The 16189-nt window shown below is 70.7% G+C and carries 15 protein-coding genes and 1 pseudogene; 14 read left to right on the top strand and 2 right to left on the bottom strand.

The features are described from left to right. Positions 1 to 200 precede the first annotated feature (200 nt). A complete protein-coding gene (gene hemE / locus CQ047_RS08690) occupies positions 201 to 1223 on the top strand; it encodes a uroporphyrinogen decarboxylase (RefSeq protein ID WP_105674268.1) in 1023 nt (340 codons plus the stop codon). A 353-nt stretch (positions 1224 to 1576) separates the two neighbouring features. On the opposite strand, the gene CQ047_RS08685 is transcribed toward hemE, so the two are convergent. Then, entirely contained in the window at positions 1577 to 2467 is an 891-nt protein-coding gene (locus tag CQ047_RS08685) for an NAD(P)H-binding protein (RefSeq protein WP_105674266.1), read from the bottom strand. Between the two features lie 127 nt (positions 2468 to 2594). Between CQ047_RS08685 and CQ047_RS08680 the strand changes: the two genes are divergently transcribed. The 11 genes from CQ047_RS08680 to CQ047_RS19230 all read left to right on the top strand — a co-directional run bounded on the left by CQ047_RS08680 (position 2595) and on the right by CQ047_RS19230 (position 11215). Further along, on the top strand, positions 2595 to 4109 hold the full coding sequence (locus tag CQ047_RS08680) for an NAD(P)/FAD-dependent oxidoreductase (protein ID WP_105674374.1): 1515 nt from the start codon (positions 2595 to 2597) through the stop codon (positions 4107 to 4109). Between the two features lie 159 nt (positions 4110 to 4268). Next, positions 4269 to 4691, top strand: coding sequence for a hypothetical protein (locus CQ047_RS08675; RefSeq protein WP_105674264.1), 423 nt, complete (start codon positions 4269 to 4271; stop codon positions 4689 to 4691). 1 nt (position 4692) lies between these two features. Further along, positions 4693 to 5100, top strand: a complete 408-nt coding sequence (locus CQ047_RS08670) for a phage holin family protein (protein ID WP_105674262.1) — start codon at positions 4693 to 4695, stop codon at positions 5098 to 5100. Then, positions 5087 to 5368, top strand: a complete 282-nt coding sequence (locus CQ047_RS08665; RefSeq protein WP_105674260.1) for a hypothetical protein — start codon at positions 5087 to 5089, stop codon at positions 5366 to 5368. Before CQ047_RS08670 ends, CQ047_RS08665 begins: the two co-directional genes overlap by 14 nt. A gap of 77 nt (positions 5369 to 5445) precedes the next feature. Continuing rightward, the gene (hemQ, locus tag CQ047_RS08660; protein ID WP_105674258.1) at positions 5446 to 6123 is read left to right on the top strand and encodes a hydrogen peroxide-dependent heme synthase; all 678 of its coding nucleotides are present in this window, start codon (positions 5446 to 5448) and stop codon (positions 6121 to 6123) included. A gap of 8 nt (positions 6124 to 6131) precedes the next feature. Beyond that, complete coding sequence (gene hemC, locus CQ047_RS08655; RefSeq protein WP_105674256.1) at positions 6132 to 7127, top strand: hydroxymethylbilane synthase; 996 nt, start codon at positions 6132 to 6134, stop codon at positions 7125 to 7127. Beyond that, a complete protein-coding gene (locus CQ047_RS08650; protein ID WP_105674254.1) occupies positions 7124 to 7915 on the top strand; it encodes a uroporphyrinogen-III synthase in 792 nt (263 codons plus the stop codon). The genes hemC and CQ047_RS08650 overlap by 4 nt, the downstream gene beginning before the upstream one ends. After that, entirely contained in the window at positions 7912 to 8889 is a 978-nt protein-coding gene (hemB, locus tag CQ047_RS08645) for a porphobilinogen synthase (RefSeq protein ID WP_105674252.1), read from the top strand. Before CQ047_RS08650 ends, hemB begins: the two co-directional genes overlap by 4 nt. Before the next feature lie 29 nt (positions 8890 to 8918). Continuing rightward, entirely contained in the window at positions 8919 to 10244 is a 1326-nt protein-coding gene (locus tag CQ047_RS08640; protein ID WP_105674250.1) for a glutamate-1-semialdehyde 2,1-aminomutase, read from the top strand. Positions 10245 to 10422: 178 nt separating this feature from the next. After that, positions 10423 to 10872 (top strand): hypothetical protein, encoded by a 450-nt coding sequence (locus CQ047_RS08635; RefSeq protein WP_105674248.1) that lies wholly within the window; start codon positions 10423 to 10425, stop codon positions 10870 to 10872. A gap of 64 nt (positions 10873 to 10936) precedes the next feature. Beyond that, positions 10937 to 11215, top strand: coding sequence for a pentapeptide repeat-containing protein (locus CQ047_RS19230; RefSeq protein ID WP_374954057.1), 279 nt, complete (start codon positions 10937 to 10939; stop codon positions 11213 to 11215). Positions 11216 to 12500: 1285 nt separating this feature from the next. Here the strand turns inward: CQ047_RS19230 and CQ047_RS19225 are convergent. Next, positions 12501 to 13058, bottom strand: a pseudogene (locus CQ047_RS19225) (ATP-binding cassette domain-containing protein); the annotation flags it as partial. Positions 13059 to 13168: 110 nt separating this feature from the next. Here CQ047_RS19225 and CQ047_RS08625 point away from each other — a divergent pair. Together CQ047_RS08625 and CQ047_RS08620 are read left to right on the top strand one after the other, a co-directional pair. Continuing rightward, positions 13169 to 14230, top strand: a complete 1062-nt coding sequence (locus tag CQ047_RS08625; RefSeq protein ID WP_105674245.1) for an enoyl-CoA hydratase/isomerase family protein — start codon at positions 13169 to 13171, stop codon at positions 14228 to 14230. A gap of 190 nt (positions 14231 to 14420) precedes the next feature. After that, on the top strand, positions 14421 to 16148 hold the full coding sequence (locus CQ047_RS08620) for an ABC transporter ATP-binding protein (protein ID WP_105674243.1): 1728 nt from the start codon (positions 14421 to 14423) through the stop codon (positions 16146 to 16148). Positions 16149 to 16189: the final 41 nt, after the last annotated feature.

The raw sequence follows: 16189 nt of genomic DNA, 5'->3' as shown, positions 1-16189 counted from the left end.
GAGCCGCGGTGGGCCGGGTTCGGCGGCCCTCGCGCGGCTCTCGGACGGGTCGCGCCAGAACTCCGGAGAACCGTCAGCCCGTACGCCGGACAGCTCCGAGCAGGCGCGGGATCATGCGCCCACCCGGGCAGGCGCGGCCTCGGATCTCCGGAGTTCTGGAGCGCAGCCGGCCCATAGATCCCGGATGGGAGGATGGACGCATGGCCCTCTCTGACGCTCCGCTGCTGCGCGCCCTCGCCGGACACCGACCCGAGCAGACCCCGGTCTGGTTCATGCGACAGGCGGGTCGGTCCCTGCCCGAATACCGCGATCTCCGCGTCGGCACGAGGATGCTCGACGCCTGCCTCACTCCGGAGCTCGCGGCGGAGATCACGCTGCAGCCGGTGCGCAGGCACGGCGTCGACGCGGCGGTCTTCTTCAGTGACATCGTCATCCCGCTGCGCCTCGCCGGCGTCGAGGTGGAGATCGAGCCTGGGCGCGGTCCGGTGTTCGCCAACCCGGTCAGGACCGCGGCCGACGTCGAGCGGATCACCGCGATCGACCCCGCCGACCTCGACGGATCCGCCATCGCCGCCGCCGTGGGGATCGTCACGGACGAGCTCGGCGACACCCCCCTGATCGGGTTCGCGGGGGCCCCGTTCACCCTCGCCGCCTACCTCGTGGAGGGCGGGCCGTCGAAGGAGCATCTGCGCGCCAGGGCGATGATGCACGCCGATCCCGAGTCCTGGAACCGCCTCGCCGGCTGGCTCGCCCGGGTCTCGCGCCGCTTCCTGGAGATCCAGAGGGATGCCGGAGCCTCCGTCGTCCAGCTGTTCGACTCGTGGGCGGGGTCGCTCAGCCCGGCGGACTACCGTGCCTTCGTCGCTCCGCACTCGCACGCGGCGCTGGCCGGCATCGGCATCCCGACCATCCACTTCGGCGTCGGCACCGGTCCGTTCCTCGCCGACATGCGCCTGGGCGGCATCGCCGACGGCGTGGGAGTCGACTGGCGCCAGCCGCTCGACGAGGCCGCGGCGATCCTCGGCGACGGCGTCACCGTGCAGGGCAACATCGACCCCGCGCTGCTGAGCGCCCCGTGGCCGGTGCTGGAGGCGCACGTGCGGGAGGTCCTCGAGCGGGGCCGCGCGGCCCGCGCGCACATCCTCAACCTCGGTCACGGCGTGCCTCCGGAGACGGATCCCGACCAGCTCACCCGCATCGTCGAACTGGTGCACGCGGTCTGAGGGGCTCTGCCTCCGTTTCCCCGCGTTGTCGAACTGGTGCACGCGGTCTGAGGGGCTCCGCCCCGGTTTTCCCCACGTCTCCCCGCTGCGCGCAGGTGCGGAGGAGTTCGCGCGTTCGGGAGCACCTCGCGCGTTCGGGAGGAGTTCGCACGTTCGGGAGCACCTCGCGCGTTCGGGAGCACCTCGCGCGTTCGGGAGGAGTTCGCACGCTCGGGAGGAGCCCTGCGCGTGATTCCTCAGCCCGAACGCGCTTTCTCCTCCCGAACGGCGGCGCGGCGGGGGTCGGCACGGCGGCGCGACAGAGGTTCAGCACGGCCACGCGACAGAGGATCGGCACGGCGGCGCGACGGAGATCAGCGGCGGCGGGGGAGTGCGATCCTCAGGTCGCTCAGCCCGAACCGGCCCTCCGGGAGCGCGGCGCGGATCCGCTCGTCGGTGAACCCGCGTGACGGACGGATGCCCACGGGCGGCTCCGGTGCCGGCGGAGCGGCCTCGCTCACGCCCTCCGCGAGCATCCGGGCCTGCGCTCTCGCCACGAGCGGCACGACCATGAGCCGCTCCGTGATCCGCGCGAGGAGGCGGATGGTCCACACCGGCACGGGGAGGTAGGCGGGGCTGCGATCGGCGACGCGGGCGATGCGGCGGATCGCCTCGCCCAGAGTCACCTCGTCGACTCCCATCACGGCCACCGTGGGGTCGGGGATGCGGCCTTCGAGGGCGGCGACGAGGACGTCGACCGCGTCGTCCACGGGGACGGGGCGTGCGGTGCGCTCGCGGAAGCCCACGGTCCAGAAGAACGGCAGCGTCCGCACGGCCTTCGTGACGTGGTCGACCATGTGGTCGCCGGGTCCGTAGATCATGCCGGACTTGAGGATCGTGTGCGGGATGCCGGAGCCGCGGACGATCTCCTCCGCCTCCCACTTCGACTCGTGATAGCCGGAGCCGCAGTCGGGGCGCGCCCGCAGGAAGCTGACCATCACGATGCGGCCGACCCCTGCTCGCCGCGCGGCCTCGACGACCGCGCGGGTCCCTTCGACGTGCACGCGGCGGAAGGTCTGGTCGCCGATCTCGCGATTGATGCCCGCGCAGTGCGCGACGGCGTCGCACCCGCGGAACGCCTCGGTGAGCGCGTCGACGTCGGTGACGTCGACGCCGTTGCGACGGGAGACGACGACCGCATCCTCGAGGCGTGCGGCGAGGTTCCTCCCGACGAAGCCGGTGCCTCCGGTGATGGCGACGCGCATCTTCACTCCTTCGCTTGTTAGCTATCTGGCTAAACAGTAGTCATCACGCGTCCGGACGGCAAGAGGGAACTGTTTCCGACGGGCGGCAGCTCTCGTGACGCGCTCGCGATGAGCGAGGATGGAAGGCATGACCGCACGCCCTGAAGACCTCGCCGCCCTCGCCGCAGAGAAGCACGTCATCGTGATCGGCGGCGGCATCGGCGGGCTGATCGCGGCGCGCGAGTGCGTGAAGGTCGGCATGCGCGTGACGGTGCTGGAGGCGGCGGATGCCGTCGGCGGCGCGATCCGTCGGGCTGACCTCGGAGGCGTCGCGGTCGACGCCGGCGCGGAGAGCTTCGCGACGAGGGGCGGGCACGTCAGGGCGCTGCTCGACGACCTCGGCCTCGCCGACCGCATCGTCGCCCCCGCAGCGGGCGGGGCCTGGCTGGCCGGCATCCCCGGTGTGGGAGCGGCGCCGCTGCCGGTCGGCGGCATCCTCGGCATCCCCGCGAACCCGTTCCAGGACGACGTGCGCCGCATCATCGGCTGGTCCGGCGTCTGGCGCGCCTACCTCGACCGCGTGCGCCCGCCGCTGACTATCGGCCACAACCACAGCCTCGGCAAGCTGGTCTCCTCCCGCATGGGCGCGAAGGTGCGCGACCGCCTGGTCGCCCCGGTGACGACAGGGGTGTACTCGGCGCTCCCCGAAGACGTCGACGTCGACATCGCCGCCCCCGGCCTCAACGCCGCGCTCACCAGCGTCGGCTCGCTCTCGGGCGCCGTGCAGGCGCTGCGCGACGAGGGCGCCGCCCGTTCGGCGAAAGCGCCGGGGTCCGCGGTCGAGGGTCTCGACGGCGGCATGTCAGGGCTGGTCGATGCGCTCGTCGCCGACATCGAGAGCCTCGGTGGGGTGGTCCGCACCGGCGCGGAGGTCTCCGGCGTCTCCCGGTCGGATGCGACGTGGACGGTGACGGCCGAGATCGCTGCGGCTGATACGGACGCGCTCGCCGCACCCGCCGACGGCACGAGCGAGGAGCCCGCCCCCGAGGAGCTCGTCCTCACCGCGGATGCCGTGATCGTCGCGACTCCGGAGGCGACGGCCCGCGAGCTCCTCGCGTCCTCGGCCCCCGCGCTCTCGCGCACCGACGCGGCTGTCGCCCCCGAGATCGAGATCGTGACCCTGCTGCTCGATGCCGCAGAGCTCGCCTCCGCGCCGCGGGGCACCGGGGTGCTGACGGTGCCAGGCTCGCACACCGCGAAGGCGCTCACCCACTCGAGTGCGAAGTGGCGGTGGGTGCGTGAGGCGGCCCGCGAGCGGCAGGTCGTCCGGGTGTCGTTCGGCGCCCAGGGCGAGCCCGCGGCGACGTCGGCGCTGGACGACGCGGATGCGGCGAGGCTCGCGCTGCGTGAGGCATCCGCCCTTCTCGGAGTCCCCCTGGACGAGAGCGCCCTCGTGGCCTCGCATCGCGCCCGGTTCGTGCAGTCGCAGCCGGCGTCGATCATCGGATCGGGCGATCGTCGTGCCGCCGCCCGTGCGGCTGTGCAGGCGGTGCCCGGCCTCGCCGCCGTCGGCGCGTGGCTCGCGGGGACCGGCCTCGCCCAGGTGATCCCCGATGCGAAGGAGGAGGCGGACCGCCTCCGCCGCGCGCTGCTGTGGGGCTGATCGCCCTCCGATGAGGACGTCTTTCGTCATCTGCTTGTCAACCCCCTCACGTGTAGATGCCGAAATCGGCATATGGGGTTACGCTGGGTACCTGGTCGGCGGTTCCGAATCGCCGGTTCGCCTCAGGCGTCCACACCGGAACTACGTAGAGGAGACCCCATGAAGGGGAAGATCGGACTCGTCGTCGGACTCGGCGTCGGATACGTCCTCGGCACGCGAGCCGGGCGCGAGCGCTACGAGCAGATCAAGACGCAGTGGCTCAAGGTCTGGCACCTCGACCCCGTCCAGGAGCAGGTCACCAAGGTCAAGTCCTACGTGGGCGACAAGGCTGCGGCCGTCCCCGGCGCGATCTGGACCGGCGTCGTCAAGATCGCGAAGTCCGCCAGCGGCAACGGCACCCCCGGCCAGCGGCTCGACTCGGCGATCGCCACCGGCAAGGACGCGGCAGACGACCTCGCCAAGGCGACGGAGGATGCGGTGGCCGAGGCCAAGCGCCGAGCGGAGCACGACGCGAAGAGCACGACAGCGAAGAAGCCTGCCGCGGCGAAGAAGCCCGCGGCTCCGAAGAAGGCCGACGACTGACATGCCCCGCGGATATCGGGATCGTGCGGACGACAGTCTGCTGACCCTCATCGGCGACCTCCCCGACCTGGTCACGAACCTCGTCAAGGCCGAGATCGACGCGGCCAAGGCGTGGGTCGCGAAGACCTCGAAGGATGCCGGCATCGGCTCCGTGTGGTTCCTGGTCGCCCTGTTCTTCCTGTTCTGGGCCGTGCCCGTGGTCCTGGTGTTCGCCATCGCCGGGCTCTCGTCCTGGTGGCCGGTCTGGCTCTCGGCCATCGCCGTGTTCGGCATCCTGATCCTGGCGGTGCTGTTCTTCGCACTGCTCGGCATCCTGAAGTTCCGCAAGGTGCTGGCGCGGGAGAACCCTGCTCAGGCGGTTGCCGCCGACATCAAGATCGCGAAGGGCTCAGGCGATGACGAACTCTGACAGCACCGGCTCGCTGCCGAAGACCGCGGTCCCGGCCGGCATCGTCGATCCCGTGGCCTCGGCGAGGGCCGAGCTCAAGGCGGCGCTCGCCGCGATCGAGGTCAAGGGCAACTTCCCCCGGCGCATCGAGAAGGCCTCGGTGCGCGCAGCGGCGAAGGCGCGGCGATTCGCCGACCGCAACCCGGTCGGGGCGATCGCGGGAGCAGTCGCCCTCGCCGCCGTCGTGGGCAGCCTCGTGTGGGTCATCGCGCGCGCAGCCTCGCGCTGAGCATCCTTCCCGCGCCCACGGGGGTCGGGTTCCTCCGCGGGTTCGCACCCGTCGCGCAAAGGGGGCAGACTGGGTGCATGTCCGAAGAGCGCGAAGAGAACCCGTCCGGCTTCACCCTCTGGGCGGTATGGCGACGCAATCCCGACGTCCCGGTGACCGAATCCGACTCCACTGAGCTCGAGACGATCGTCTCGTACATCGAAGACTCCGGCGTGACCGTGCGGGGCTTCTACGACGTCTCCGGCCTCAAGGCCGACGCCGACCTGATGGTGTGGCTCCACGGCGACACCGCCGAAGACCTGCAGAAGGCGCTGCGTCGTCTTCGTCGCACCGAACTGCTGCGCACCCTCCTGCCCGTGTGGAACGTCATGGGCGTGCACCGCGACGCCGAGTTCAACCGTCAGCACGTGCCCGGGTTCCTCCGCGGCATCGAGCCCAAGGACTGGCTCTGCCTCTACCCGTTCGTGCGCACCCCGGAGTGGTACCTCGCCCCGGAGGAGGAGCGTCGGAAGATGCTCGCCGATCACGGCCGCAAGGGCGCCGCGTTCACCGGGGTCATCGCGAACACGGTCGCCGCGTTCGCCCTCGGCGACTACGAGTGGCTCCTTCCCCTCGAGGCCGACGACGTCACCGAGCTCGTCGACCTGATGCGCGACCTGCGCTACACCGACGCGCGTCTGTACGTGAAGGAGGAGGTGCCCTTCTACACGGGGCGCCGACTGCGGTTCGACGAGATCGCGGACGTGCTGCAGTAGGCCCCGCCATGAGCACCCCGATCAGGTTGGGCACCCGCCGCAGCGCGCTCGCGCAGGCGCAGTCCGGTCATGTCGCCGCCGCCCTCGAGAAGGTCGCCGGCCGTCCCGTCGAGCTCGTTCCGATCACCAGCGAGGGCGACACCAACCGTGCGTCCCTGTCGGAGATCGGCGGCCAGGGCATCTTCGCCACCCGTCTTCGTGAGGCTCTCCTCGCCGGGGAGTGCGATCTCCTCGTGCACTCGCTGAAGGACCTGCCGACGGCGATCCCCGAGGGCCTCGTCATCGCAGCCACGCCGGTGCGCGAGGACGCCCGCGACGTCGCGATCACGCGCGACGGCATCCCCCTGCACGAGCTGCCGCCGGGAAGCCTCATCGGCACGGGGTCCCCGCGTCGTATCGCGCAGGTGCGACGGCGGGCCCCGCACGCCAGGGTGGTCGACATCCGCGGCAACGTCGACTCGCGTCTGCAGCGTGTGGCGACGGAGGAGCTGGATGCCGTCATCCTCGCCGCCGCCGGCCTGTCGCGCCTCGGAGCGGATTCGCCCCTGCGGCGCGAGGAGCTCGGTCTCGCCGAGTGGCCGACCGCCCCCGGGCAGGGGTCGCTCGCCGTCGAGACGCGTACGGATGCCGCTCCCGCGCTGCTCGCGGCGCTCGCGGAGCTGGACGACGAGGCGACCCGTGTGGCGGTCACCGTCGAGCGCGCGATCCTCGAAGGACTGGACGCCGGATGCCAGGCGCCGATGGCCGCCCACGCGGTCGTCTCCGGCGCCTCGGTGCGCGTCAGAACGGTCGTCTACGCGGCCGACGGAGGCAGGAGAATCGGCCTCGACGTCACGGAAGACCTGAACGGGGAGTATATTCATCGGAACGGCAGTGGCAATGGAGCGGATGCTGCCGATGGTGCAGACCCGATGCACGCAGCGCGCGAGCTCGGGTTGACTGTTGCCCGTCGGCTGCTCGATCAAGGGGCGGCTGACCTCGTCTCCCGAGAGCATTCCTCATGACTGATTCAAAGCAGGACCGACCGCTGGACGGCTGGCGCATCCTCGTACCCCGCGGCGGACCGTGGGGCGACGGCGTCGCCGCGAGTCTGCGTTCCCAGGGCGCGGTGCCCGTCGTCGCGCCCCTCATCAACTTCGCCCCCACGACCGACCAGGCCGCGCTCGACGTGGCGCTGGAGCAGCTGGCAGCGGGTGCGTACGACTGGCTGACGATCACGAGTGCGACGACCGTCGACGTGATGTTCGCGCATCGCGCCGTCGTCCCCCGCACGACGAGGATCGCCGCGGTCGGCGAGACGACCGCCGCGGCTCTGCAGGCCGTGGGCTACGAGGTCGCGCTGGTGCCCGACGAGGATAACTCCGCCGAGGGCATGGCCGAGCAGCTGATCGGGCTGGAGACGGAGCCCCGTCGCATCCTGGCGCTGCGCAGCGAGATCGCGAAGCCGGTGCTGAGCAAGCTGCTGGAGAAGGCCGGACACGACGTCGACAGCGTGGTGGCGTACCGTACCGTCGGAGTCCCTGTGACCGATCGCATCATGCGCGATGTGCAGAACGGCCGCATCAACGCGATCCTGATCACCAGCGGCTCCGTCGCTCAGCAGGTGCGCGAGCAGTTCCCCGACATCCCCGACGAAACGCTGCTGGCTGCGATCGGGCCCCGTACCGCCCACGACGCCCGTAAGGCGGGGCTGCCGATCACGGTGGTCGCCGACCGGCAGACGGTGGATGCCCTCATCGACGCGGTGTCGCACTTCACGCTTCCGCACGCGGCCGACGAGTTCGCGCCGTGAGCTTCCCCGAGACCCGCCTCCGTCGGCTGAGGCAGTCGCCCGCCGTGCGCGACCTCGTACGCGAGACGTCCCTCGAACCCCGTCAGCTCGTGCTGCCGCTGTTCGTCAGGGAGGGCATCTCCGAGGCCTCTCCGATCGGCTCCATGCCCGGCGTCCTGCAGCACTCCCTCGACTCCCTGCGGGCAGCCGCCGTGGACGCGGCCGAGGCCGGAGTCGGCGGAGTGATGCTGTTCGGCGTGCCCGCGGTGCGCGATGCACGCGGCTCCGGGTCCGACGATCCCGCCGGCATCCTGAACGTCGCGACCGAGGCGCTGGCTGCCGAGGTGGGCGACGCCCTCGTGGTGCAGACCGATCTGTGTCTCGACGAGTTCACCGACCACGGCCACTGCGGCGTGCTCGCGGCTGACGGCTCGGTGGACAACGACGCGACCCTGGAGCGGTACACCGCGATGGCGCTCGCGCAGGCGCGAGCGGGCTCCCAGCTGCTCGGACTGTCGGGGATGATGGACGGCCAGGTCGCCGTCATCCGCGCGGCGCTCGACGCCGAGGGCTTCCACTCGACGCTGCTGCTCGCCTACGCCGCGAAGTACGCGAGCGCGTTCTACGGGCCGTTCCGCGAGGCGGTGGACTCTCAGCTCACCGGCGATCGCCGCACTTACCAGCTCGACCCCGGCAACCGCAGGGAGGGCGTGCGCGAGGCCGTCGTCGACGAGGCCGAGGGCGCCGACATCGTCATGGTGAAGCCGGCCATGTCCTTCCTCGACGTGCTCAGGGAGGTGCGCGACACCGTGCATATTCCGGTCTGGGCATATCAGGTGTCCGGCGAGTACGCGATGATCGAGGCCGCCGCCGCGAACGGCTGGATCGATCGTCGGGCCGCCGTGCTGGAGTCGCTGCTGTCGATCCGCCGCGCCGGAGCCGACGCCGTGCTGACCTACTGGGCGACCGAGGCCGCGCGCTGGCTGCGCGGCTGATCGCCCCTTCGCCATCCGGAGGAGTTCTCATGACCGACCGCAATGACGATCTGTTCGCCGCCGCCCGCGCGGTGACCCCCGGCGGAGTGAACTCTCCCGTGCGGGCCTATGGCTCGGTGGGGGGCACTCCGCGTTTCCTGGCCTCGGCCAAGGGGGCGAGGGTGACGGATGCCGCCGGCATCGAGTACGTCGACCTCGTCGCCTCGTGGGGGCCCGCTCTGCTCGGTCACGCGCACCCGGAGGTCGTCGCGGCGGTGCAGGAGGCTGCGACGCGCGGTCTGTCGTTCGGCGCTCCGACGGAGGGCGAGGTGGAGCTCGCGACGCTGATCGCCGACCGCGTGCGGTTCGCCGAGGCGCGCCCGGTCGAGCGCGTCCGTCTCGTGTCGACGGGCACCGAGGCGACGATGACCGCGATCCGCCTGGCGCGCGGGGCGACCGGTCGCGACCTGCTCGTGAAGTTCGCCGGCCATTACCACGGCCACTCCGACGGCCTGCTGGCGGAGGCCGGATCGGGGATCGCGACGCTCGCGCTCCCCGGATCCGCGGGCGTCCCCGCCCCGATCGCCGCGCAGACGCTCGTCATCGGCTACAACGATCCCGACGCGCTGGCGGCGGTCTTCGCCGAGCACGGCGACCGCATCGCGGCCGTGATCGTCGAGGCGTCGGCCGCCAACATGGGCGTGGTGGCGCCGGTTCCCGGTTTCAACCGCCTGATCGCCGACACCGCGCACGAGCACGGCGCCCTGATGATCCTCGACGAGGTGCTCACCGGATTCCGCGTGCACCCCGCGGGCTTCTGGGGCCTGCAGGCCGCGGCGGGCGAGGACTACCTCCCCGACATCATCACCTTCGGCAAGGTCGTCGGCGGGGGGATGCCGCTGGCGGCCCTCGGCGGACGCGCCGAGATCATGGACCTCCTCGCGCCCCTCGGCCCGGTGTACCAGGCGGGAACCCTGTCGGGGAACCCGCTCTCGGTCGCCGCGGGGCTCGCGACGCTGCGCCTCGCGACGCCGGAGGTGTACGAGACGGTGGACGCGGCATCCGCTCGCCTGGTCGCGGCTCTCGAGGGCGCGCTGACGGAGGCCGGGGTCACCCATTCCGTCGCGAAGGCGGGGAACCTGTTCAACGCTTCGTTCCGAGCCTCGGCGCCGCGCGACTACGCGGAGGCCCAGGCGCAGGAGTCGTTCCGGTACGCGCCGTTCTTCCATTCCATGCGCGAGCAGGGAGTGGCGCTCCCGCCGAGCGTGTTCGAGGCCTGGTTCCTCACCGCCGCGCACGGCGACGAGGAGCTCGATCTCATCGAGCAGGCGCTCCCGGCCGCGGCCGCGGCGGCGGCTCGCGCGACTCGTTCCTGACGACGGCTCCCTCCGCGCGCCTCGGCGGTCTCCGGACCCCCCGAGACTCGAGTATGGTACATATATTCGAATCTCGGCGTGCGGGAAGGGGAGAAGTGGATCAACACGACAAGGGATCGTTGCGTTCCTGTGAGCAAGACCCAGACAACTGGGGGGATGCCGCTGGCAGACTGGTGGCATGGTGACGTTGCTGCTGGACCAGACGCAACTCGAGATCGTGCTCTCGCCGATCGAGCGCGCCGCGAGCTTCCACCGCGACAACATCCGCATCGAGCGCGAGACCATCGCCAAGGTGCAGCTCACCGATGACGCGTGGACGTGGCTCCGTGGAGTGCCGAACCCCGGCACGCACATCCCGGGAGTGCTCGCCGCGGGAACCTGGAAGACCGCGGGCAGCCTCGACTTCGTCCTGATCCGCAGGCGGCGCCCGAGCGTCGTCATCGATCTCGACGGAGACCACGAGTACCGCCGGCTCATCCTGACGACGAGCCACGGTCTCGCGCTGACCCAGGCGCTCCGTCTGGACGTGTCCGACGAGCCCGCCGACGTCGAGGAGATCGTCGCGACCGCTCCGGTCCCGGTGTCCAAGGGAAGCCGCCGTCCCGTGATCCGTCCGCGGCCCGCCTGACCTCGTCAGAGACTCCGCTTCACACGACGAACCTCTCCATGCCCGCAGGCAGGAGGGGTTCGTCGTGTCAGCGGCGTTCAGCCGTGGTGGTGGTCGTGGTGCTCACCGTCGTGGTGCTCGGCCTCGTGGTGCTCCTGGCCCTCGCCCTCGTGGTTCTCGCCCTCGTGGTTGTCACCTTCGTGGTTCTCGCCCTCGGGGTGCTCACCCTCGGGGTGCTCGCCTTCGTGGTGCTCGCCTTCGTGGTTCTCGCCCTCGTGGTGCTCACCTTCGTGCTCGTGGCCCTCGTGCTCGTGGTGGTCGGAGGCCTGGTCGCCCTCGGCGGAGCCTCCGCCGTCAGCGGTAGGAACGGCGTCGATCACTCCGGTCGTGGCGACCGACCAGTGCGCGCCCTCGTCCTGCCCCTGCTCATCGCCCGTGGGCGCCTCGCCGAAGGGGTAGTCCTTCGGCTCATCCTCGTAGTAGGCGCGAGCCGCGGCGGCGAGCATCGACGAGACGGCTGCCGCCCGAGGGTCGGCATCCTCTTCGCTCGCGGTTTCCGACCCCTCGTCGCCCACAGTCTCCGACGCTTCGTCGCCCGTGGTCTCCGACGCTTCGGATTCCGTTGCTTCGGTGTCGGATGCCTCGGACTCGGACTCGGACTCTGCGGTCATCTCCTCCGAGGAGTCGAGGCCCTCGAAGACCTCGAGGCCGGAGTGCTCGGCGCCCTCGTCGGCATCGTGCGGCTCGGTGGCCGTCTCGCCGGCGTCGGCAGACGCGGTGCCGAACAGGATCTCGTCGAACGAGGGTCCTCCGGCGACGTCTGCAGCGGGTGCCTCTTCTGTCTCGGTCGACTCGGCGACCTCGCCCTCCGCCTCTGCGGAGCCGGTGTCAGCGTCGTCGTCTGTCGCGTCGTCGTCTGTCGCGTCGTCGGCCGCATCGGCCGTGTCCTCGGCATCCGCTGCCTCTGCGGCGTACCCGAGCTCAGCGGCCGCGTGATCGACATCGGCTGCGGCATCCTCGGCGTCCGCTGCGGCGTCGACCGCGTCGGAGGCGGCATCGGCCGCATCCTCCGTAGAGGAGGCCTCGGCGATCGCCGCTCCCGCGCCGGCGGTCAGCACGGCGGCGGCCAGCGGGTCTCCGGGAACGGACTCGGCCTCCAGCGGCAGCACGTCCTCGGCGGAGGGATACTCGGCGGACTCCTCGTCGACGGGGGCTTCGGCGGCGGGAGTCTCCTCGGCGGCGTCGTCCGCGGCCGACGCGGGCGCCTCGGGGAGCACGAGCTGCGAGGCGACGGCCTCGGCGTGCGGCGCGAGCTTGCCTCCGCGCACGAGCTCGATGAACACATCCTCCAGCGTCGGTCCTCGCTGCACGAGGGTGCTCAGCGCGACGCCGGCGGCCGCTGCGACCGATCCGACGGTCTTGGCGTCTCCGCCGCGCACGGTGAGACCCGAGCGCAGCACCTCGACCTCGAACCCTGCGGCGGCGAGGGCGGAGGTGAGAGCGGCGCGATCCGCGGCATCCACCACCACCGAACCGGCTGCGGGGTCGGCGAGGCTCTCGATGCCGCTGGACAGGACCAGCCGGCCCTTCGACAGCACGAGCACGTGATCGGCGACCTGCTCGACCTCGCTCAGCACGTGCGAGGAGACGAGGACGGTGCGCCCCTCATCGGCCAGACGGCGCATCAGCAGGCGCATCCAGCGGATGCCCTCGGGGTCGAGGCCGTTGGCCGGCTCGTCGAAGACGAGGGTTCCGGCGTCGCCGAGCAGGGCGTGCGCGACGCTGAGGCGCTGCCGCATCCCGAGGGAGAAGCTGCCGATACGGCCCTCGCCCTCACCGTCGAGGCCCACGAGCGCGAGCACCTCGTCGACACGGGAGAGGGGGATGCCGTTGGCCTTCGCGGCGATGGTCAGCTGCCTGGCCGCGGTGCGCCGAGGGCGGTAGACCGTCTCCTCGAGCACCGAGCCGATCGTGCGCAACGGGGTGCGCAGGTCTGCATAGGGCACGCCGCCGATCGTGGCCGTACCGCTGGTCGGGCGCACCTGGCCGAGCAGGATGCGCAGCGAGGTCGTCTTGCCGGCTCCGTTCGGGCCGAGGAAAGCGGTCACGACACCGGGCTCGACCCGAGCGGAGAAGTCGGACACCGCCGTCACATCGTTGAAACGCTTCGTGACGCGCGTGAACTCGAGCACCTGTCCGTCGGGCATCCGCGACCTCTCCTTGCATGGGCAGTTCTGTCTATCCTGCCGGAAAAGCCGCAGGATCGCGCATTTCCCGGTGAAAAGGGCGCCTCGGAAACGGGAGTAGCCTGGCTCTCGTGACCGATCCCACCGTTGCTCCGCGCGTTCTCGTCCGCACCGAAGGAGCCCTCGGGCGGCTCACGCTCAACCGCCCTGAGGCGATCAACGCCCTCGACCACGACATGATCGTGCAGCTGACAGCGGCCCTCGACGCCTGGCGCGACGACACCGATGTGCAGATCGTCGTCCTGGACGGCGAAGGCGAGCGGGGCCTGTGCGCCGGAGGGGACGTCCGTGCGCTGCACGCGCAGATCGTCGCGGGGAAGGCGGAGGAGACCGCGCAGTTCTTCCGGGCCGAGTACGCCCTGAACGCGATGATCGCCGAGTACCCCAAGCCGGTCGTGGCGATCGCCGACGGCATCACGATGGGCGGCGGCATCGGCCTCGCCGGTCACGCGGCGATCCGCATCGTCACCGAGCGCTCGACCCTGGCGATGCCGGAGACCCGCATCGGATTCACTCCCGATGTCGGCGGCACCTGGCTGCTCGGGCGCGCCCCCGGCCGCTTCGGGGAGTACTTCGGCCTCACCGGCGGCACCATGAACGCCGCGGATGCCGTCTACCTCGGCTTCGCCGACCACTTCGTGCCCTCCGACCGGCTGGAGGCGCTGCGCGAGGCCCTCGCCTACCGTGCCGATCCGACCGGGCCGGCGGAGATCGTGCTGCTCTTCGACGAGACACCAGAGCCGTCGGCCCTGCCCGCATCGCGCGAGTGGATCGACGAGGCGTTCTCCGCACCGTCGGTCGCCGAGATCGTCGAGCGTCTGAAGGCGCAGGGCACAACGGATGCCGCAGCGATCGCCGACCTGCTGGAGGGCCTCGCCCCCACCGGTCTCGCCGTCACGCTCGACGCGGTCCGCGAGGCCAGGGACCTCCCCGGTCTGCGCGCGGCGCTGGAGGGCGAGTACCGCAGGGTGCTGTGGTTCGTGAACGAGCACCCCGACCTCGTGGAGGGCATCCGCGCGCAGCTGGTCGACAAGGACCGCAACCCGAAGTGGAACCCGCCGACCATCGCCGAACTGGCACCGGATGCCGGAGCCGACGCGCGGGCGTACGTGCCGGAGCACCCCCTGTTCTGAATCGGTCCCGTTGTTCTCCCGAGTGCACAAACCGCAGACCGCAGCGAAATAAGGTTCGCTGTGAGCGAAGGTCCCCCCTCAGGGGGATGCGAATGTCCGTGGCACGTGACAATCTGTGATGCGGCTGATTGTCGGTCGGCATCCGCCAGCCGAGAAATCCGCTGTTCCAACCCCTCAAGGAAGTCCGCCTGTGCTGGGAAAAATCCTCGTCCGCTATCTCTCCCGATATCGATGGCTGCTCGTCGGCGTCCTGGTGTTCCAGTTCGCCAGCGCCCTCGCGTCGCTGTACCTGCCGAACCTGAACAAAGACCTCATCGACCAGGGCGTCGCCCAGGGCGACACCGCGTACATCTGGCGCACCGGCCTGTTCATGCTCGTCGTCTCGCTCGGCCAGATCGTCGCGTCCGTCATCGCGACCTACTTCGCCGCCAGGGCCGCCATGGGGGCCGGCCGTGACATCCGCGCCGACGTCTTCGCCAAGGTGAGCGGATTCTCCGAGCGCGAGGTCTCGCAGTTCGGCGCCGGCTCACTGATCACCCGCAACACGAACGACGTGCAGCAGGTCCAGATGCTCGCCATGATGGGCGCGACGATGTTCGTCACCGCGCCTCTGCTCGCCATCGGCGGCATCATCATGGCCGTCGTGACGAACGCCAGCCTGAGCTGGCTGATCGCCGTCTCCGTCCCGGTCATGCTGATCATCGCCCTCCTGATCATCAGCCGCATGGTGCCGCTGTTCCGGAGCATGCAGAAGAAGATCGACAACGTCAACCGCATCATGCGCGAGCAGCTCACCGGCGTCCGCGTCGTGCGCGCCTTCGTGCGCGAGGAGATCGAAGAGGAGCGCTTCCGCGGCGCGAACACCGACATCATGGTGGTCGGCCGCAAGATCGGCTCCCTCTTCGTGCTCCTGTTCCCGCTGTTCATGCTCGTGCTCAACGTCACGGTCGTCGCGGTGATCTGGTTCGGCGGCATCGAGGTCAACTCGGGCACCGTCGAGATCGGCACGCTCTTCGCGTTCATGCAGTACATCGGCCAGATCATGATGGGTGTCATCATGTCGAGCTTCATGGCGATGATGATCCCGCGCGCCGCCGTCTCGGCCGAGCGCGTCGGCGAGGTCCTCGACTCGACGTCGAGCATGACGCGCCCCGAGCACGGCGTCAGCGACTTCCCCGTCCCCGGAGCCGTGGCCTTCGACGCCGTCGAGTTCACCTACCCCGGTGCGGAGTCGCCTGTCCTGCACGGCATCAGCTTCGCCGCGGAACCGGGGGAGACCGTCGCGATCGTCGGATCCACCGGTGCGGGCAAGACGACGCTCGTCTCCCTGATCCCTCGGCTCTTCGACGTCACCGGAGGCGCCGCCTTCGTGGGTGGGACCGACGTGCGCGAAGCCGACGTCGACGCGCTGTGGCAGAGCATCGGCCTGGTGCCCCAGCGTCCGTTCCTCTTCACGGGCACCGTGGCGTCGAACCTTCGCTACGGCCGTGAGGACGCCACCGATGAAGAGCTCTGGCATGCGCTGGAGATCGCACAGGGGCGCGACTTCGTCGAGGAGATGCCCGATGGGCTGAACTCGCGCATCGCCCAGGGTGGCACGAACGTCTCGGGCGGTCAGCGCCAGCGTCTCGCCATCGCCCGTGCGATCGTGCACCAGCCGCAGATCCTCGTCTTCGACGACTCGTTCTCGGCGCTCGATCTCACCACAGACGCTCGCCTGAGGCAGGCGCTGTGGCGGGAGCTCCCGCACGTCACGAAGATCGTCGTCGCGCAGCGCGTCTCGACGATCACGGATGCCGATCGCATCGTCGTCCTTGAAGGAGGAACCATGGTCGGCGTGGGCACCCACGAGGAGCTGCTCGAGACCAACGACACGTACCGCGAGATCGTCGAGTCGCAGCTGGGGGTGGACGCATGAGCGCGCAGAACCCGTCGACTCCCGAGAAGCCGCAGAGCCGT

Origin of the sequence: Microbacterium sp. MYb72, assembly GCF_002979415.1 — a bacterium.
Lineage (GTDB): Bacteria > Actinomycetota > Actinomycetes > Actinomycetales > Microbacteriaceae > Microbacterium > Microbacterium natoriense.
This window is presented reverse-complemented; position numbering and strand designations above follow the sequence as displayed.